18 protein-coding genes and 2 pseudogenes are annotated in these 18021 nt (G+C 42.5%); 5 read left to right on the plus strand and 15 right to left on the minus strand.

Annotated features, from left to right (window positions below; translation table 11 throughout):
- The 5 genes from ACG9ZB_RS12590 to ACG9ZB_RS12610 all read right to left on the minus strand — a co-directional run.
- Positions 1-96 (minus strand): GTP-binding protein (locus tag ACG9ZB_RS12590; RefSeq protein WP_079393000.1); only part of this gene is annotated, 96 nt, incomplete at its 3' end.
- A gap of 93 nt (positions 97-189) precedes the next feature.
- Positions 190-2325 carry an elongation factor G gene (gene fusA / locus ACG9ZB_RS12595; RefSeq protein WP_419326087.1) on the minus strand — a complete coding sequence of 712 codons (2136 nt, stop codon included), beginning with the start codon at positions 2323-2325 and terminating at the stop codon, positions 190-192.
- Positions 2326-2455: 130 nt separating this feature from the next.
- Positions 2456-2926 (minus strand): 30S ribosomal protein S7, encoded by a 471-nt coding sequence (gene rpsG / locus ACG9ZB_RS12600; RefSeq protein ID WP_004694929.1) that lies wholly within the window; start codon positions 2924-2926, stop codon positions 2456-2458.
- 177 nt (positions 2927-3103) lie between these two features.
- Positions 3104-3478 carry a 30S ribosomal protein S12 gene (gene rpsL / locus ACG9ZB_RS12605; RefSeq protein ID WP_002050319.1) on the minus strand — a complete coding sequence of 125 codons (375 nt, stop codon included), beginning with the start codon at positions 3476-3478 and terminating at the stop codon, positions 3104-3106.
- A gap of 154 nt (positions 3479-3632) precedes the next feature.
- A complete protein-coding gene (locus ACG9ZB_RS12610) occupies positions 3633-5090 on the minus strand; it encodes an EcsC family protein (protein WP_419326088.1) in 1458 nt (485 codons plus the stop codon).
- Between the two features lie 278 nt (positions 5091-5368).
- On the opposite strand from ACG9ZB_RS12610, the gene ACG9ZB_RS12615 reads away from it, so the two are divergent.
- Positions 5369-6598 (plus strand): beta-ketoacyl synthase N-terminal-like domain-containing protein, encoded by a 1230-nt coding sequence (locus ACG9ZB_RS12615; protein WP_419326089.1) that lies wholly within the window; start codon positions 5369-5371, stop codon positions 6596-6598.
- Between the two features lie 23 nt (positions 6599-6621).
- The gene (locus ACG9ZB_RS12620) at positions 6622-7074 is read left to right on the plus strand and encodes a CopD family protein (protein WP_419326091.1); all 453 of its coding nucleotides are present in this window, start codon (positions 6622-6624) and stop codon (positions 7072-7074) included.
- 81 nt (positions 7075-7155) lie between these two features.
- On the opposite strand, the pseudogene ACG9ZB_RS12625 reads toward ACG9ZB_RS12620, so the two are convergent.
- From ACG9ZB_RS12625 to ACG9ZB_RS12645, 5 genes and pseudogenes are all read right to left on the minus strand, one after another.
- Positions 7156-8261: pseudogene (locus ACG9ZB_RS12625) on the minus strand (acyltransferase family protein).
- A 116-nt stretch (positions 8262-8377) separates the two neighbouring features.
- Entirely contained in the window at positions 8378-9820 is a 1443-nt protein-coding gene (locus ACG9ZB_RS12630; RefSeq protein ID WP_419326092.1) for an amino acid permease, read from the minus strand.
- A 142-nt stretch (positions 9821-9962) separates the two neighbouring features.
- On the minus strand, positions 9963-10322 hold the full coding sequence (locus ACG9ZB_RS12635; protein WP_004694941.1) for a RidA family protein: 360 nt from the start codon (positions 10320-10322) through the stop codon (positions 9963-9965).
- Positions 10323-10359: 37 nt separating this feature from the next.
- Positions 10360-11457, minus strand: coding sequence for an alanine racemase (gene alr, locus ACG9ZB_RS12640; protein ID WP_419326094.1), 1098 nt, complete (start codon positions 11455-11457; stop codon positions 10360-10362).
- 36 nt (positions 11458-11493) lie between these two features.
- Positions 11494-12753 (minus strand): D-amino acid dehydrogenase, encoded by a 1260-nt coding sequence (locus ACG9ZB_RS12645; RefSeq protein ID WP_086210758.1) that lies wholly within the window; start codon positions 12751-12753, stop codon positions 11494-11496.
- Positions 12754-12890: 137 nt separating this feature from the next.
- On the opposite strand from ACG9ZB_RS12645, the gene ACG9ZB_RS12650 reads away from it, so the two are divergent.
- Together ACG9ZB_RS12650 and ACG9ZB_RS12655 are read left to right on the plus strand one after the other, a co-directional pair.
- Positions 12891-13355 carry an Lrp/AsnC ligand binding domain-containing protein gene (locus ACG9ZB_RS12650; protein WP_004694947.1) on the plus strand — a complete coding sequence of 155 codons (465 nt, stop codon included), beginning with the start codon at positions 12891-12893 and terminating at the stop codon, positions 13353-13355.
- A gap of 84 nt (positions 13356-13439) precedes the next feature.
- Positions 13440-14183, plus strand: a pseudogene (locus tag ACG9ZB_RS12655) (sporulation protein).
- Positions 14184-14280: 97 nt separating this feature from the next.
- On the opposite strand, the gene ACG9ZB_RS12660 reads toward ACG9ZB_RS12655, so the two are convergent.
- Positions 14281-14925, minus strand: a complete 645-nt coding sequence (locus tag ACG9ZB_RS12660; RefSeq protein ID WP_419326096.1) for an HAD-IA family hydrolase — start codon at positions 14923-14925, stop codon at positions 14281-14283.
- Positions 14926-15018: 93 nt separating this feature from the next.
- Between ACG9ZB_RS12660 and ACG9ZB_RS12665 the strand changes: the two genes are divergently transcribed.
- Positions 15019-15786, plus strand: a complete 768-nt coding sequence (locus ACG9ZB_RS12665; protein ID WP_183174418.1) for a hydroxymethylpyrimidine/phosphomethylpyrimidine kinase — start codon at positions 15019-15021, stop codon at positions 15784-15786.
- Positions 15787-15902: 116 nt separating this feature from the next.
- Here the strand turns inward: ACG9ZB_RS12665 and ACG9ZB_RS12670 are convergent, their stop codons facing one another.
- The 4 genes from ACG9ZB_RS12670 to sugE (ACG9ZB_RS12685) all read right to left on the minus strand — a co-directional run bounded on the left by ACG9ZB_RS12670 (position 15903) and on the right by sugE (ACG9ZB_RS12685) (position 17914).
- On the minus strand, positions 15903-16556 hold the full coding sequence (locus ACG9ZB_RS12670) for a nuclease-related domain-containing protein (RefSeq protein ID WP_419326097.1): 654 nt from the start codon (positions 16554-16556) through the stop codon (positions 15903-15905).
- Positions 16557-16677: 121 nt separating this feature from the next.
- Positions 16678-17163, minus strand: a complete 486-nt coding sequence (locus ACG9ZB_RS12675) for a methylated-DNA--[protein]-cysteine S-methyltransferase (RefSeq protein ID WP_419326099.1) — start codon at positions 17161-17163, stop codon at positions 16678-16680.
- A 33-nt stretch (positions 17164-17196) separates the two neighbouring features.
- Positions 17197-17514, minus strand: a complete 318-nt coding sequence (gene sugE / locus ACG9ZB_RS12680) for a quaternary ammonium compound efflux SMR transporter SugE (protein WP_419326100.1) — start codon at positions 17512-17514, stop codon at positions 17197-17199.
- A gap of 82 nt (positions 17515-17596) precedes the next feature.
- Positions 17597-17914 carry a quaternary ammonium compound efflux SMR transporter SugE gene (sugE, locus tag ACG9ZB_RS12685; protein ID WP_005400191.1) on the minus strand — a complete coding sequence of 106 codons (318 nt, stop codon included), beginning with the start codon at positions 17912-17914 and terminating at the stop codon, positions 17597-17599.
- Between the last annotated feature and the right edge of the window lie 107 nt (positions 17915-18021).

The raw sequence follows: 18021 nt of genomic DNA on the forward strand, positions 1-18021 counted from the left end.
AATTGCAGCTGTTAAAGTTGTTTTACCATGGTCAACGTGACCGATTGTGCCCACGTTAACGTGTGGCTTATTACGTTCAAACTTAGCCTTAGCCATGAGATCTTCCTTTTTAAACTACTCATGCAGGATCACTGCATGAGCACTTGGTTTTTAACTATGAATTAGTTTGGGCTTATAGTAATCGAAAGATTACTCGTCGTCACCTTTTTTACCGCCAGACTGGAATTTAGAAATGATGCCTTCAGCCACGTTACGTGGAGTTTCAGCATATTTAGCAAATTCCATAGAGTATGTTGCACGGCCTTGAGACATAGAACGCATTTGAGTCGCGTAACCAAACATCTCAGCAAGTGGAACTTCAGCTTTAATTGCTTTAGTACCGCCAGGCAAGTCATCCATACCCTGAACCATACCACGACGACGGTTTAAGTCCCCCATGATATCGCCCATGTAGTCTTCTGGAGTTTCTACTTCAACTTTCATGATAGGTTCAAGAAGAACAGGATCTGCTTTCATGAAACCGTCACGGAAGGCATAAGAACCAGCCATCTTGAACGATAATTCGTCCGAATCGACATCGTGGTAAGAACCGTCAAACAATGTAGCTTTGATGCCTACAACTGGGTAACCAGCAAGGACACCATTCTTCATACGCTCTTGGATACCTTTATCCACAGCACCGAAGAATTCTTTAGGAACTACACCACCAACAACTTCTTCAGCGAACTCGTAGTCTTTACCAGCATCAGCATCCATTGGCTCTAAACGTACGTATACGTGACCAAATTTACCTTTACCACCAGTTTGACGAACGAATTTACCTTCTTGTTCAACTGACTTTCTGATCGTTTCACGGTAAGAAACCATTGGTTTACCAATGTTTGCTTCAACACCGAATTCACGCTTCATACGGTCAACAATAATGTCAAGGTGAAGTTCACCCATACCAGCGATGATTGTTTGACCTGACTCTTCATCAGTACGAACGCGGAATGATGGATCTTCCTTAGCCAAACGACCTAAAGCAATTGACATTTTTTCTTGGTCAGCTTTAGTTTTTGGTTCAACAGCCAATGCAATTACTGGCTCTGGGAATTCCATACGCTCAAGTGTGATGACATTTTTCTCATCACAAAGTGTATCACCTGTAGTTACGTCTTTAAGACCTACACACGCAGCGATATCACCCGCACGAATTTCTTCAACGTCTTGACGATCGTTCGCGTGCATTTGCACGATACGGCCGATACGTTCACGTTTAGATTTAACTGGGTTATAAACAGTATCACCTTGTTTAAGAACACCAGAGTAAACACGTACGAAAGTTAAGTTACCTACGAATTTGTCGTTCATGATTTTGAACGCAAGTGCAGAGAACGGAGCTTCGTCAGATGCTTCACGAATCGCTTTAGTTTCAGCCTTATCGTCAAGAACACCTTCAATCGCTTTAACTTCTGTAGGCGACGGTAAGAATTCAATTACTGCATCCAACATACGTTGAACACCTTTGTTTTTGAATGCTGTACCACAAAGCATTGGTTGAATTTGACAAGCCAAAGTTTGAACACGTAGACCAGCAACGATTTGTTCTTTAGTCAAATCGCCATTGTTCAGGTATTCATCCATTAACTCTTCAGAAGCTTCAGCAGCAGCTTCAACCATGTTTGTACGCCATTCTTCAGCAGTTTCTTGAAGTTCAGCCGGGATTTCACCGTATTCAAACTTCATACCTTGTGAAGCTTCGTCCCAAATGATCGCTTTCATTTCGATCAAGTCGATTACGCCTTGGAAGTTTTCTTCAGCGCCAACAGGGATTACTACAGGTACTGGAGATGCACCTAAACGTGTTTTCATTTGTTCAACAACACGGAAGAAGTTGGCACCAGTACGGTCCATCTTGTTCACGAATGCTAAACGAGGCACTTGGTATTTGTTCGCTTGACGCCATACAGTTTCAGACTGAGGTTGTACACCACCTACAGCACAGTAAACCATACACGCACCATCAAGAACACGCATAGAACGTTCAACTTCGATGGTGAAGTCAACGTGTCCCGGTGTATCAATTACGTTGATACGGTGTTCAGGGAACTGTTTAGACATACCTGACCAGAATGTAGTCGTAGCAGCAGAAGTAATGGTAATACCACGTTCTTGCTCTTGCTCCATCCAGTCCATTGTTGCTGCACCATCGTGTACTTCACCAATTTTGTGAGATACACCTGTGTAGAACAAAATACGTTCTGTAGTTGTGGTTTTACCCGCATCAATGTGCGCAGAAATACCAATGTTACGATAACGAGAAATTGGGGTTTGACGAGCCATGATTTCTTGCATTCCTAAATTTTGTTGTTTAAAACAGGCGCTTTAAGCTGACGAACAGCTTAAAGCGATTCGATGACAGTTTGGCGTAAACCAAGCTATCACCCTCCTGAATAGGGGCTGTTTTAGTCGCTTAGAAGCGGTAGTGAGAGAATGCTTTGTTAGCTTCAGCCATACGATGCACGTCATCACGTTTTTTAACCGCTGCGCCTTTACCTTCAGCTGCATCAAGCAACTCACCAGCAAGACGTAAAGCCATAGTTTTTTCAGAACGCTTAGCAGCAGCATCTACTAACCAACGCATAGCTAAAGCAGTACGACGGGATGGGCGCACTTCCATAGGTACTTGATAAGTAGCACCACCAACACGGCGTGCTTTTACTTCAACCATAGGACGAACTTTTTCAAGAGTAGTCTCGAAAAATTCAACTGGGTCTACTTTGTTTTTTTCTTGAACGCGGTCTAAAGCACCGTAAACGATACTTTCAGCAATAGATTTTTTACCATCTTGCATTACGTGGTTCATGAATTTAGCGATTGTTTGGCTGCTGAACTTAGGATCCGGAAGGATTTCACGAGCAGCAACTACGCGACGTCTTGGCATTTTAAACTACCTATATATATGACACTTCAGGTTAATCCAGCCGTAGCACAAAGTGTCATGTGCTTTCGCTGGCCTTACTACACGTCGCTTGAATTTCACAAAATTAATGCAGAAATCAGACAAGCGAGACGATAAAGGATTGCAGTTCTAGCGAACTAAGAAGTTAATCTCGAAAGATTATTTCTTAGGACGTTTAGTACCGTATTTAGAACGAGACTGGTTACGATCTTTCACACCAGCACAGTCTAAAGAACCACGAACGGTATGGTAACGTACACCTGGTAAGTCTTTAACACGACCACCACGGATAAGAACAACACTGTGCTCTTGTAGGTTGTGACCTTCACCACCGATGTAGCTAGAAACTTCAAAGCCAGAAGTTAAACGCACACGGCAAACTTTACGCATTGCTGAGTTAGGTTTTTTAGGTGTAGTTGTGTAAACACGTGTACAAACACCACGACGTTGTGGACAAGCCTTCAACGCAGGAACTTTAGATTTTTCAACTAAAGTCGTACGACCCTTACGGATCAACTGATTTGTTGTTGCCATTTGGCAATTCTCCCGTTAATAAAAAACCCAAAAAAAGACGACTTTTTGAGGGCATGCAATTGTATGCTAAGACGTAAAAATGGTCAACATTTCAAACTACATGTAATGTTGACCAAATCAGGGCTTTTACAAATTTCTATCTATTTTAAAGGGTTTATTTTTTACTTGAAGCATTTCGTCTTTTTGTAACCTTTTTTTCAGTCAGCTCTACAGCAGGTTGCGCTGCAACTTTTGAAGCTATGTCAGGTTCATTTTCCGTAAAAGACTCACGATTGTTGTGTGTGGTGTCTTCAACCTCATCCATTGCATATAAGTCTGCAAGATCTTCTTCTATTTGTAGGGCTGGTTGCTGCGGTGTGACAGCATCATGGGGTTCAACCATTTGATCTGCGAGCTGTTCTAGCCCTTGTTGAACACGCTCTTCGGTTGCGACAGGCGCTGTGACTTTGTCGGACTTTTTCTGGATTTTAACCTTAGCAATACTTTGATGACCATTTAACTCCACTTCAGCCCCAAGCTTCAAATCTGAGCTATCGGTATCTGATGTACTGCGCTGTGACAGCAGTCGTGGTGAGGCTTTCACCAAAAGCTCAAGTGAGCGTTCATATGCTGTTAAAGCACTCAGACTGGTATCTTTTTGTTGGATGATATACTGGCGGGCTTGTGAAAAAACCAGTTGTGCTTTTTGGTGTACATCATCAACAAGGCGCAAACTATAAACTGCACTTACCCCTGCACTGGCAATTGGTGTAAGTTTGGCTAACTTATTCAGTAGCGAGAGGTTAGCAATCGACTGTCCCCATTTCAGCTGACCATCGGCATTGGTCAACCATTTCTTTAAGTCTTCAATCTCATTACTTGAACCTAAAAGCTGTTGTAACTGAGAGACATCGTGCGTTTGCAAGGTACTTGAAATGGCTTTTATCGCCATCAACAAAGTTTGTTTTTCTGCAATCAGCCCAAGATCAATCTGTTTAAAAATAAACTGGACGATGTCTTGATCGGATTCTTTACTTAAGTCAAAACCATAAGAACGTCCCACTTGGTAAATCATACGTAACGACATCACCAAGGAAGCAGGGACATCTACGGTTGAGCCCACAAAGCCCGTTGCTCCAGTCAGTGCACCTTGCAAGATAGCAATAATTTTATTTTGTTCGGACAGTGCCTGACTAATCCGTTTTGAACGGTCGACATCTTGGGTCAACATTTCTAAATCACGCACGCCCGCTTCATCTAAAACGGCATCGACCGAGCTCATACTCGAGCTAAATTGATTAATCTGGCTAAAAAAATAATCTGCGGCTTTATCGGAAAGTTGTGGCGACACAAAATGCACGACTCGATTTGCGTTGACATAATGACGCCCTAATAAATGACGTGATACTGTCGGCAGATGGTCTCTTAAGACTTGCTGGGGCTGTTCATAACGCTTATTTTTCGATTTTGTTTTTGTACTCGCACTATCACCAGTTGTAGCTTTGGTCAGTGCTGAGACCGTATCTGGGCTTACTTGGTTTAATATGTTTAAACCTGTATGACTGAGCTTTTTAGCCACTCCGAAGGCATTTGAAAAGAAACCACTGCGCTGTTTATTGTTTGAATCGGCCATTCCGTACTCCGTATTTTATAATCTTTGATTTCTAGCTAAATACTAGGTGTAGTACGCATTTATCTCAATAACAATATGTATCTTTTAGTAAAGTTGAAATGCCCTCCCCCCGATTTTAAGACAAGTCAAATTGGCATAGGATTTGCCATAAGAATTAAAAATTCTTTCTGCTATTATGATCTGCATTGAAAACATAAGAGTTGCAATTGGCTTAGAAATAAATTGTTGATTCAGCTTTAAGCGTAACTCTGCAAAACCACCATATAAGGGATCTTTAAATGAAACGTGTAGTAATCACTGGCATGGGTATCAACTCATGTATCGGTAATACTTTGGAAGAAGTTACTCATGCATTACAAAACGGGATTTCTGGGACACGTTTTAACCCAACCTATGCTGAACTCAATTTTAAAAGCCATATCAGTGCTGCTGCTGAACAAGACTTTGATGGTATCGACCGTAAGCTAAAACGCTTTATGGGTGTTTGTGCCATGTATGCATACAATGCTGCGGTTGCTGCGGTTGAAAATGCAGGCTTAACAGCAGAGCAAATTGGTGGCAATCCACGCTATGGTATCGCGGGCGGTTCAGGTGGTGGTTCAACTGCATCTGTAGTTGAAATGAAAGAATTGTTAGATACCAAAGGCGCACGTAAAGTTGGTCCGTTCTTCGTACCACGTAATATGTCGAATACGATTACGGCAAACGTTGGTGTTGCTTTTAAAATGCAAGGTGTTGCACACACCATTACCAGCGCATGCGCAACGTCTGCTGATGCAATTGGTTATGCCTACAACCTGATTCAATTGGGCAAGCAAGACTTAATGCTTGCAGGTGGCGGTGAAGAAGATCACTGGTCTCAAAGCTTGTTATTTGATGCGATGGGTGCACTGTGCTCAAAATACAACGACACGCCAGAAACAGCATCTCGTCCATACTCTGCTGACCGTGACGGTTTCGTGATTGCTGGCGGTGGCGGTTTCGTAGTGCTTGAGTCTTTAGAGCATGCACAAGCACGTGGTGCCAACATTTTGGCTGAAGTGGTGGGCTATGCGGCAAACTCTGACGGTGCAGACATGGTTGCGCCATCGGGTGAAGGTGCGACACGTTGTGTACTGATGGCACTTGAAGAAGCAAAACAACACGGTGTAGACAAAATTGACTATGTGAATACGCATGGTACGTCGACGCCTGCTGGTGATATCACTGAATTGAAAGCAATGGAACGTGCATTTGGCGAAGGTCAAGTTCCTCCACTGAGCTCAACAAAATCAATGACAGGTCATAGCTTAGGTGCTGCTGGCGTACAAGAAGCAATCTACTCTATTCTAATGATGCAAAATGACTTTATTGCACCCAACATCAACGTGACTGAACTGGATGAAGGCGCAAAACCATTTGATATCGTGCTTGAAAAACGTGACGCAAAATTGAATACTGTGATGAGTAACAGTTTCGGTTTTGGCGGCGTAAATGCATGTCTCATTTTCAAAAAGTGGGAAGGCTAAGCCGCTCATTTTAGGGTGACTTGATGGATGCTCCTTCTGATGCTTTCTTGTGGGTAAAAGCATTACATATTATTGCCGTGGTGTGTTGGTTCGCTGCATTGTTCTACTTACCACGGCTCTATGTTTACCATGCCATGAGTGATGATACCGTCAGTCATCAACGTTTTGAGCTCATGGAACGTAAGTTGTACCGTGGCATTATGTGGCCGTCGATGATTGCAACACTGATCACGGCACATTTCTTGGTCGATTGGGGTGATGCAACGCGCCACTACCATGAAGCCCTGTGGTTCTACCTCAAAGTCGGTTTGGTTGGACTGTTGGTGATTTACCACTTTGTTTGCGGTTATTACCGTAAGAAATTGATTGGTCATGCGCATTACAAGTCACACAAGTTCTGGCGCTTCTTTAATGAAATGCCGACCCTCATTTTATTTGCTGTGGTGATTTTAGTCGTGGTTAAACCGACATTTTAAAATCCCACACTTAAAAAGCCCCGATTGATTCGGGGCTTTTTAATGTCTGTAAAAAATCAACAGTACAACTCAATATCCACGCTACGAGCGTATCCAAGATTGATGAATTTTTAAATTGAGTGGGGTTGAATAATATTTCTCAATCGCCCAACTCAAAATAAACACCGCAATAAAATAAACAGGCAATAACATCAACTTTTCAGCCGCTAAAGTTTCTTTTGGGAAATACACCACTTTCATTAAGCCGAGAACAATCAAATGAAACAGATACATTTCATAGCTACGCTCTCCAATCCAGACCAAACTCCGTGCAATGTATGAGATAGATTTAACTTTCAGGTCTTGGGTAAAACAAAATATGAGTAACGCTGTAAGTAAAGCAAATACGCTGATGCCCCAAGTACTCACCTCTTTGATGGGTGCATAAAAATATAAAGCGGTCATCAGAAACGCTGTTACTGCAACAATCATTTTTTGATTGTCAATTGCACCTTTAAAATGTTGCGCATATACTGCGGTGAGGCAGCCAATGGCAATTCCATCGAAACTAGAAAAATAATGATACAGATAAGCACCACTTTCCTCACCAAAATGGAGGGCGCGAAAATACGGTGCATAAGCGATGACAGCGAGCAGAAAAATAATAAAGCCTTTGCCTCGACCCAGTGCTAAACACAGGACAGGAAATGCTAAATAGAAGACCTCTTCAACCGATAAAGATCACAATACGCCAAGGGCATAGTTCACCCAACCGTATTCAATAATCAGTAGATTCATCCAGAAGCTCAAAGCTGAAAGAACAGTCACAGCATAGGACACCTCTACGCCATTGGGCGACTGATTGATAAAGGCTTGCAATCCTAAACTTCCGAGCACACTGACCATCGTGACCAATAAGACTAGACACGGCATGATTCGAGCAATACAACGGATATAAAATCTTTCAGCTTAATCTGCGCCAAAGACCCACTACGCTGTAAGGTATGTTGGGTAATCAAAAAACCTGAAATGACAAAAAACATGGTCACACCATAGTTGCTGTTTCGTGCAATCAAGGTACTTAAGCTCTCGCCTCCGATTAGGATGCCGAGAAAGGTATCATGTAATTTATACGGAATATTAAAATGGTGAATCAACACCAAAAGGATGGACACGCCACGCAGGATGTCAATTTTATAATTACGCATAAATCATCCAATGATCTAGCACTTAATTAGAACCCATTGATTCAGCTCAAGCAAAAAGAAAGCCCTACTTTTGCAGGGCTTTCTTTCAAATATCACGAGTACAGAATAAATGTTGCTTAGTTGTCCAGTTGCTGCCCTAACAGACGTTTTTTCATACGCGGCTTGTACAGCAGTTGATACGTCACGGCTAAAATAATCACCCAGAGTGGACTGATCATCAATGCGCGAAGCGTATCCGCCTCTAAACTCAAAATAATCAACGTAAAGAACAAGAAGATTAAGACCACATAAGACATCCAAACACCGCCTGGCATTTTAAAGGTCGATTTTGCATGGAGCTCAGGACGCAATTTACGGTAGCGGATATAGCACACCATAATAATGCTCCAGATACTAATGAACAGAATCACACACAATGAGCTGGCTAATGTAAAGGCTTCAACCGTGTTTGGTACAAAGTACTGTAGCGCCGCACCTGCCATGATAAAAGCACATGAGAAGAATAAGCCTTTCGCTGGTACCGAACGTTTTGATAGACGCGCTAGGCTCTGTGGTGCTTGTCCTTCTCTTGCCAAACCAAACAGCATACGTGATGTAGAGAACACACCACTATTCATTGAAGACATCACTGAAGAAAGCACCACCAAGTTCATAATGATGGCTGAAGTTGGAATACCCGCATGTAAAAATAGTGAAACGAACGGGCTTTGATCCGCAGGGATTTGATTCCACGGCGTCACCGACATCACCACAAATAATGACAAGACATAGAACAAAATGATACGGGTTGGAATCGCATTCACTGCTTTCGGTAAGTTCTTTTCAGGATCTTTGGTTTCAGCAGCCATGGTTCCAATTAGCTCTACACCGACAAAGGCAAACAGCGCAATTTGAAAACCGGCCAAGAAGCCATCGGCACCTTTAGGAAACATGCCGCCATGCGACCATACATTGGTAAAGCTGGAAGCCGTGCCATCCGGTGAGTGAAAATGGCTGAATACCATAAAGCCACCTATCACGATCAGCCCTAAAATGGCTAAAATTTTGATTAATGCAAACCAAAATTCAATTTCACCAAAGAGTTTTACTGTCAGCAAATTTAGCCCAAGGACAAACAGCACACAGCCGACACTGATTAAAGCCTGCCCCATCGGAGTAAAGGCCATGTCTGGCGGGAGCCAAAAACCGAGATAGTTAATAATGGCTGCCAAGTCCGCAATACCGACCAAGACCCAACCGAGCCAATAGGACCAACCGATATAGTAACCCGCACCCGGCCCAATCAGATCATGAGCCATGTCGATAAACGACTTATAGTGCAAATTTGACAATAAAATTTCGCCCAATGCACGCATTAGGAAGAAGAACATGGTCCCGATAATCATATAAATGATTAGGATAGAAGGACCAGCAAGAGAGATAGTTTTGCCCGAACCCATGAACAGGCCCGTACCAATCGCGCCACCAATGGCAATCAATTGCAGGTGGCGGTTGGATAATTTCCGTTGTAATTCATGCGATGATGCATTTGCACCGTCAGCTTGTGGTGTGGTCGTCATAATTTAACATCCTGTTAATGTCCTTTTTGCGTATAAACCATGTTCATACAATGCTCGTTTTCCTAACGGGCGGTATTTATACGCTGATCAGCCATTCAGCCTGAGCCAAAGGGCTGATACACACGGGGGAGAGTTTAAAAAATTAGTTTTGTGCAGCCGTTACTGCAATTTCTATCAACCAGTTTGGATTGACCAAATCAGCTTGAATCGTTGCACGTGAAGGCGCCACACAACCGTTCATCCAGTCAATCCAAATTGCATTGACTGTTGAAAAATCAGAGAGATTTTTGATGTAAAGCTGAGCAGATAACAAACGTGATTTATCTGTATTTGCCAAAGCTAAAAGCTCATCAATTGTTGCTAAAATTTCACGGGTCTGACCTGCGACATCATTGTCGGTATTTTTTGGCACTTGCCCTGACAAATACACCACTTGATTAAACACAGTGACTGCACTCATGACTTCGTTGGTGTTGAATTTTTGAATGTCTGAATGTGACATAGGTCTTTCCTTGTATGAAACTGTATAAAAATAAAATTTAATCTTGGATAAAATTGACACGTGCAGTGACAGCACACATCAGCTCATAGCCAATCGTGCCTGAACCTTCTGCGACTTCATCAATGCTGAGTACAGCCCCCTGTTTCGATGTACCCCACAGCACCACTTCACTGCCGACTTGGGCATTTGGAAGGTGAGATAAATCGACTGCTAACATGTCCATGCTGACCCGTCCGACCAAGCTACTGCGTTGTCCATCGACTAAAACAGGTGTGCCTGTTGCGGTAATCCGCTGATAACCATCGGCATAACCACAAGCCACAATACCCACACGCATGTCGCTTTCAGCAATGAACTTTGAGCCATAACCGACGCTATCGCCTGATTTTAATTGTTGAATGGCAATCAACTCGCTACGCAAACTCATGGCAGGTTGCAAATCCCAGTCTTCAATGGAGTGGCTTGGATAATCTGGAGAACTGCCATAAAGCATAATGCCGCTACGGATCACATCCGACTGCAACTGTTCATGACGTAAGATGGCTGCACTGTTACTGACTGAACGTGCACCCGGTAGATCATGGGTAATAGCATCAAATAATTGGCACTGATGCGCAATGCCTTCACGTCCGAAACGCTCACCATCGGCATCCGAAAAATGCATCATATGAGTCAAACGTTGAACTTGAGACAAGCTGGAAAGCTGCTGCCACACTTGACGGTACTGTTCTGGACGGAAACCTAAACGGTTCATGCCGCTGTTCATTTTCAAATAAACATCGAACTGAGCCTCTAAAGGAAAACGCGCTAACCATTCGAGTTGATATTCACTATGAATACTGAAGCTTAGGCCCAACTCATGGCAGTCAAATAGGTCTTGCTCTGAGAAAATACCTTCGAGTAACAGAACTGGACCTGTCCAGCCCAAAGCACGGATACGTTTCGCCTCTGCCAAATCGAGCAACGCAAAACCATCGGCAGATTTGAACGCTTGATAGACGCGTTCAATACCATGACCATAGGCATTGGCTTTGACCACCGCATAGACTTGGCTATTCGGCATTTTAGTGCGAGCAACATTTAAATTATGCTGCAGTGATTGACTATGAATCACTGCAGTAATTGGACGTGGCATTTTCTTCTTCCTTGAATCAATATGGCCTAAAATGAATTAGGCTGCTGAAGGGTAACGTTGAATCGATAGACCTTCGGTACTGATGTCTGGTTGATGATTCATCACCAAGTCACTAATAAGCTTGCCTGAACCACATGCCATGGTCCAACCCAATGTGCCATGTCCTGTATTCAAGAATAAGTTTTTAAAACGAGTTGCACCAATAATCGGCGTAGAATCTGGTGTCATTGGACGTAAACCCGTCCAGAAACTTGCTTCAGCTAAATTTCCACCTGGGAATAAGTCTTGAGTCACCATTTCCAAGGTCGCACGACGGTCTTGGTTTAAACCGTGGTTGAAACCACTCAGTTCAGCCATACCACCCACACGGATACGTTGGTCAAAACGCGTAATGGCAATTTTATAAGTTTCATCAAGAACCGTAGACTGCGGTGCAAATGCAGGATCAACAATTGGGATCGTCAATGAATAGCCTTTGACAGGATACACAGGCAAATTCAAATTCAATGGTTTTAAGAAATCACGTGAATAACTACCAAAAGCAAGCACATAACGGTCTGCTGTAAGCACTTGACCATCAACCACTACACCTTTGATTTCATCCCCTTCAACCACTAGTTTTTCAACATTTTGGTTAAATTTAAATTCTACACCCATGTCTTTTGCAAGATTTGCCAAAGCATTGGTAAATAGGTAACAGTCACCTGTTTCATCATTTGGCAAATGTAAACCACCAACCAGTTTATCTTTAGCATATTCTAAAGCTGGCTCAACTTTCGCTAAGTCATCTTTTAATAATAATTCGTAGTCGACGCCACATTCTTTTAATACTTGGATGTCACGTTGTACTGCATCAAGCTGTGCTTCATTACGGAAAACCTGCAAAGTTCCTTTCGCGCGGTTTTCATAGTGAATGCCTGTTTCTTTACGCAGTTCACGTAAGCAGTCACGACTGTATTCAGCAACACGCGTCATACGCTCTTTGTTAATGGCATAGCTTTGTGGATTGCAGTTTTTCAACATTTGCGCCATCCAGTTCAACTGCCACATGCTACCATCAATGTTAATCGCTAACGGTGCATGGTGTTGGAACATCCACTTTACAGCTTTAAACGGAATACCAGGTGCAGCCCACGGTGTAGAATAACCTGGAGAGATTTGCCCTGCGTTACCAAAGCTAGTTTCTTCAGCAGGGCCAGCTTGACGGTCTAAAACCGTAACGCTTGCGCCTTGTTGTGCAAGGTAATACGCACTTGCAACACCGATGACACCACTACCTAAGACAATTACACGCATGACTGATCCCTTACACACACTAGTTTATTTCACTAGTATATTTTTAGGTTAATAGTTTTTTTCACTGTTTTTAACATTATAATCTAGGTAAATCGCCATTTTTGTCGCGCTAAAACTCTAAACATAGGAAATTTATAATGCGTAAATTAGATCGGATTGATCAGCAGATTTTAGACATTTTGCAGCGCGATGGACGAATTGCGATTAGTGAATTGGCCTCTCGCGTTAACCTCTCAACCACCCCCTGTTCAGAACGTGTCAAACGCTTAGAGCGCGACGGTATTATCATGGGTTACTACGCACGCCTCAATCCACAACTGGTCGATCGAAACTTATTGGTGTTTTTAGAGATTAAGCTGTCAGCCAAATCTGGCGATGTGTTTGATCAAGTGGCACGTGACTTGGTCGAAATTCCCGAGGTTTTAGAATGCCATCTGATTTCAGGTGAATTCGACTATTTGGTCAAAGCCCGTTTAAAAGAAATGAGTGCTTACCGACGCCTATTGGGTGATTTACTGAAAAAACTGCCCTCTTCAGCGTCATCGCACAGTTATATTGTGATGGAAGAAGTCAAAGAAAGTTTTTATTTGGACATTCGCTAACAGCTTATTAAAAATACACATTTTAAAAATGCATTCACTTTAAATGTTTAAAATCTATCGATTCCCTATTGGAAGTTCTGCACCATGTTTAACAAACTCATGTCTAGTCTTGGCTTACAAGGCATTCAAGTGGATACTCGTCTACACACCACCGCGCCACAAGCGGGTCAAGCCATTCAGGGTGAGGTTATTTTTAAAGGTGCCGCGTCTAATAAAATTATCAACGGTATTTATTTAAAGCTCATGACCACAGCTGAAGTTGAGTAAGACGATGCTGAATACAATAGTGCGTTAAGTATTGCCGAATGGCACATTAGCGGGGCTTTTGAGTTACAAGCTCATCAGTCACATGCATTTCCTTTTTCGATTCAACTGCCCTTTGAAACACCAGTTACAGATGTGCCTTGCCGCATCAATAAAACCCGAGTGTGGTTACATACGCATCTCGATGTGGACTGGGGGCTCGATGCAACTGATAAAGACTACTTACAGATTTTACCGACACCGGCTATGCAGGCGTTTATTCAAGCCATGCAGCAATGCGGTTTTCAGTTGATGACCGTCGATGTTGAAAAAGGTCAACTACGTGGCAATGGTTTCCACTCGAGCATTGGTTGTTATCAAGAACTTGAATTTAAACCTACGCAATTGTTCAACACTATCAATGAAGTTGAAGTGTCCTTTGTGGCAGAGCAACATCAAACCCATGTGCTTTTAGAAGTGGATCGTAAATTTCGTGGTGATGGCTTCAACAGCCTTACCATTCCCCATCAGCAGGCCAATCCGGCACTGTTAGTGAATGAAATTAGACGCATGTTGGGACTTTAATTTTTAATCACTGCGCACGACTATTTAAATGTAGAAAAGTCGTGCGCAATCGAAAAAGGCGTTATTTAAACCCTGTCCGAATTAAATTCTGTCTGAGTTAAATCAAGTCCAAGATATCGGCAAAGGTTTTAATTCGCGCTTTAGGTGCGGCTTCCGTCAACTCTTGATCAGAACCATAACCGTATTCCACCGCAATGGTTTCAATGCCGTTGTAACGTGCTCCCAAAATGTCATGCTCACGATCCCCAACCATCAGACATTCTTCTGCTTTTAACTGCTCTTTTTCTAAAATATAAGCAATCAACTCTCCCTTATTGGTGCGCTCACCGTTCAGCTCACTGCCATAAGGATGCACGAAGTATTGCAGTAAATTGAAATGTTCTAAGATTTGACGGGCATAAATTTCAGGCTTTGCTGTCGCCAAATACAAATGATAGCCCTGCTCAGTCAGTTTTTTTAAGGTCGGTTCAACATCGGCAAATAAATGGTTTTCATATAAACCTTTCACCGCAAAACGCTCACGATAGCCCAATAAAGCTTGCTCTGCCAAAACATCGTCCACTGTAACATTTAAGAGTTTTGCCAAAGACGCTTTTAGTGGTGGCCCAATAATCCAGTCAATATTTAGATCTTCAGCAATGGGATGTCCGACTTTTTTTAAACCATAACGCGCACTTGTGGTAATGCCAACTTTCGGATCTGTTAATGTTCCATCTAAATCTAGCAAAATATGTTTAATCACAGCTGATCCTTCTTGGGCTTTAAATAAAATACTATCGAGAGTTCTGCCAAAGTTGCCTATACTATCGCAAATTTTCGCAACAAGGATATTTCTGTGCGCGCAACCGTACTTTGCTTTTCTGGTTTAGACCCTTCAGGTGGTGCTGGTTTACAGGCCGATATCGAAGCGATTGGTCAAAGTGGTGCGCATGCAGCCATTGCGTGTACAGCACTCACTGTTCAAAACTCGCAACAAGTGTTTGGCTTTGAAGCAACGTCAAAAGAATTGCTGTTAGCTCAGGCGAACGCTGTTGTCGGTGATTTACCGATTAAAGCCGTCAAATCTGGCATGTTAGGCACCACTGATAATATTGCAGCACTGGCTGAGTTTCTACGTGAACATCCTGAGTACAAATATGTACTCGACCCTGTTTTAGTGGCGAACAGTGGCGGTTCACTGGGTGATCAAGCCACCTTAGTCAAAGCTTTTGTTGAGCTGATCCCATTGGCAGACATTATTACCCCAAATACAGTTGAACTACGAGCGTTAACAGGTCTCGATGACTTAGCTACCGCAACACAAAAACTGTTTGAAATGGGTGCCAAAGCGGTACTGGTCAAAGGTGGTCATGAAGACACACCAGACTATATTCGTAATGCCCTGTTTGTGAATGGCGAGCTCATTTCTGAAACTCGCTGCCCGCGTTTAGCAGGTGAATATCACGGTTCAGGTTGTTCGTTGGCAAGTTTTATTGCAGGCCGTTTGGCGCAAGGTGACAGTGTTAAAGTCGCAGTACATCATGCCGAAACTTGGCTCTTTGGTGTATTAAAACAGGCAGAAACACCTGTTGAAGGCGGTCAAAAAATTCCAAAGCGTTTTTAAGTTAGAAAAAAACTGCAAAGATAAAAGCCAGTCCATGAAGAAATAGACTGGCTTTTTTTTTATTCTAGATTTTATTTTCGGCACAAAATGAATCAGTCAGCTTTGAAATGGAGTATTTAACCATCTTGATGGCGTTGCTTTAAATGTGCAACATGCTCACGGTTGGTTTTCCATGACTTTTCTAACACTTCTTTTTCAATCCGAAGCTGAATCCTTTTCAGTTTCATCGCTGGAATCACTTCTGTGTCAAAGGTCTTAATATAATCGACCCATGCTTTACCTTTAAATACAGTACTGGGCATCGGAGTTTTAAACTCACATTCAGGCATGAACACCACAGCAGAATGGATATAATCTACATCAACAATATCTTGCAACACACTTTGCAGCACTTTGACATGTTTATAATTTTGATGCAGCGGATTTTGAAATTTAAAACTCTTTTTATAAATTTTCTGCGTCCACATCTTTTGACGTTCACCACCAAAAATCCAGCCCTTATAGTTTTTGGTTTCAATCACAAAAACGCCAAAAGGGCTCAATAGAATATGGTCTATTTGAGTCGTTCCGCCCTGCTCATCAGGCAAAGTCACATCGTTAATTAGAATATAACGCTCATCCAAATATAATTTCACATGCGCTTGAACTGCGAACTCGCCGAATTTTCCTTTCAGATAAGGCTTAAACGCTTTTAAAAGGCCAATCCCGAACAAGATCAGTAGCATCCACCACAGTTCTGAAAACACATTCCCCACAATTTGACTTATCATATTATTCATCGTTATTTGAGTTAGATACACGATTCTTCAAAAGAAGATAGATTAAAACATAAGATTCTGATTTTTAAATTATTAAAATAAAAAAACAAGCTTAAAAACTCCGAAAACGAGCTTAATCCGCAATTTTCTCAAGCTTGAGTAAAATATCTTTATTGTCCAGACCGCCTGCAAAGCCGACCAATTTTCCATTCGCCCCCACAACCCGATGGCACGGCGCAATAATTGAAATCGGATTTTTACCATTGGCTGCGCCCACAGCACGAACGGCTTTTACATTGCCAATCTCTAACGCAATATCTTTATAGCTTCGAGTTTCACCAAACGGAATTTGCAATAAAGCCTGCCAAACTTGCTTCTGGAAATATGTCCCCGCAAAATCCAAAGGCAAATCAAAATTTTGACGCTTTGCCGCAAAATACTCGCTCAACTGTTTCTCTGTTTCCAGCAAAATCGGATGCTGATTGTGTTCGATCAGCTCAGCTAAACGTACCCGTTTTGGGTTTTCATTTTCCCACAATACGGCAACCAAGGCTTGATCATGTGCCACCAGTCTCAATATCCCGACAGGAGATGGCATATATTTAAAAAATAAGCGCATGCTTCACCACAAAAATTGTCTATGTATGCAACATTATGACGATGAAAGTTTCATCAGTACAAGTCCAGAAATGATTAAAACCGCTGCGAGCATCCGCATGGCATTTGCTGGTTCGCCCAAAATCAAAATACCCACCAAAAATGAACCAATCACGCCAATCCCTGTCCAAACCGTATAGGTAGTGCCCAAAGGTAAGGTCTTCATGGCATAAGACAGCAGCGCAAAACTGGCTACCATAAATACGAGGGTTAAAATACTCGGCGTCAGCTTGGTAAAGCCATCCGATACTTTCATCGCATAAGCCCAAACCACTTCGAGCAAACCTGCGACAATTAAAATCACCCACGCCATATAAAACACACGTTTTACATAGAGCAGAAACAACAAAGCTTCAAACGAAGGATCGCTTGAAGCTCTACATATTTGAATGAATTTAGCTTGATGAGAGTTTCATCAAAATCAGGCCTGATACAATCAACACCGCAGCAAACATCCGCATAGCTGTCGCGGGCTCACCTAAAATAAAAATCCCCACCAAGAAAGACCCTATCGCACCAATTCCAGTCCAAATGGTATACGCAGTCCCTAGCGGCAATGTTCGCATTGCATAGGCTAGTAAACCAAAACTTAAAATCATGAACACAATGGTGATGATGCTGGGCGTAAGTTTGCTAAACCCTTCAGACAGCTTCATTGAATATGCCCAAACGATTTCAAACAGACCCGCAAAGATCAGAAAAACCCAAGCCATGCCACTGACTCCTCTTTACTAGAGTCAGGCCGTCCTGACGAATTTTCTCAATATGAGGGAGGTCGTTCCTCCTAAATATGCATCAAATTATAGCAAAGAGTGCACCA

The sequence above is a fragment of the Acinetobacter johnsonii genome (genome assembly GCF_048551975.1).
Lineage (GTDB): Bacteria > Pseudomonadota > Gammaproteobacteria > Pseudomonadales > Moraxellaceae > Acinetobacter > Acinetobacter johnsonii_A.

What these genes read in the sequence shown, in the direction of transcription:
- ACG9ZB_RS12610 (WP_419326088.1), bottom strand. Translation starts at nt 5,090, where the DNA reads ATGGCCGATTCAAACAATAAACAGCGCAGTGGTTTCTTTTCAAATGCC.
- rpsL (WP_002050319.1), bottom strand. Translation starts at nt 3,478, where the DNA reads ATGGCAACAACAAATCAGTTGATCCGTAAGGGTCGTACGACTTTAGTT.
- sugE (WP_005400191.1), bottom strand. Translation starts at nt 17,914, where the DNA reads ATGGCTTGGGTTTTTCTGATCTTTGCGGGTCTGTTTGAAATCGTTTGG.
- alr (WP_419326094.1), bottom strand. Translation starts at nt 11,457, where the DNA reads ATGCCACGTCCAATTACTGCAGTGATTCATAGTCAATCACTGCAGCAT.
- fusA (WP_419326087.1), bottom strand. Translation starts at nt 2,325, where the DNA reads ATGGCTCGTCAAACCCCAATTTCTCGTTATCGTAACATTGGTATTTCT.
- sugE (WP_419326100.1), bottom strand. Translation starts at nt 17,514, where the DNA reads ATGGCGTGGGTGATTTTAATTGTCGCAGGTTTGCTCGAAGTGGTTTGG.
- ACG9ZB_RS12650 (WP_004694947.1), top strand. Translation starts at nt 12,891, where the DNA reads ATGCGTAAATTAGATCGGATTGATCAGCAGATTTTAGACATTTTGCAG.
- ACG9ZB_RS12670 (WP_419326097.1), bottom strand. Translation starts at nt 16,556, where the DNA reads ATGATAAGTCAAATTGTGGGGAATGTGTTTTCAGAACTGTGGTGGATG.
- rpsG (WP_004694929.1), bottom strand. Translation starts at nt 2,926, where the DNA reads ATGCCAAGACGTCGCGTAGTTGCTGCTCGTGAAATCCTTCCGGATCCT.
- ACG9ZB_RS12675 (WP_419326099.1), bottom strand. Translation starts at nt 17,163, where the DNA reads ATGCGCTTATTTTTTAAATATATGCCATCTCCTGTCGGGATATTGAGA.
- ACG9ZB_RS12635 (WP_004694941.1), bottom strand. Translation starts at nt 10,322, where the DNA reads ATGTCACATTCAGACATTCAAAAATTCAACACCAACGAAGTCATGAGT.
- ACG9ZB_RS12620 (WP_419326091.1), top strand. Translation starts at nt 6,622, where the DNA reads ATGGATGCTCCTTCTGATGCTTTCTTGTGGGTAAAAGCATTACATATT.
- ACG9ZB_RS12615 (WP_419326089.1), top strand. Translation starts at nt 5,369, where the DNA reads ATGAAACGTGTAGTAATCACTGGCATGGGTATCAACTCATGTATCGGT.
- ACG9ZB_RS12630 (WP_419326092.1), bottom strand. Translation starts at nt 9,820, where the DNA reads ATGACGACCACACCACAAGCTGACGGTGCAAATGCATCATCGCATGAA.
- ACG9ZB_RS12645 (WP_086210758.1), bottom strand. Translation starts at nt 12,753, where the DNA reads ATGCGTGTAATTGTCTTAGGTAGTGGTGTCATCGGTGTTGCAAGTGCG.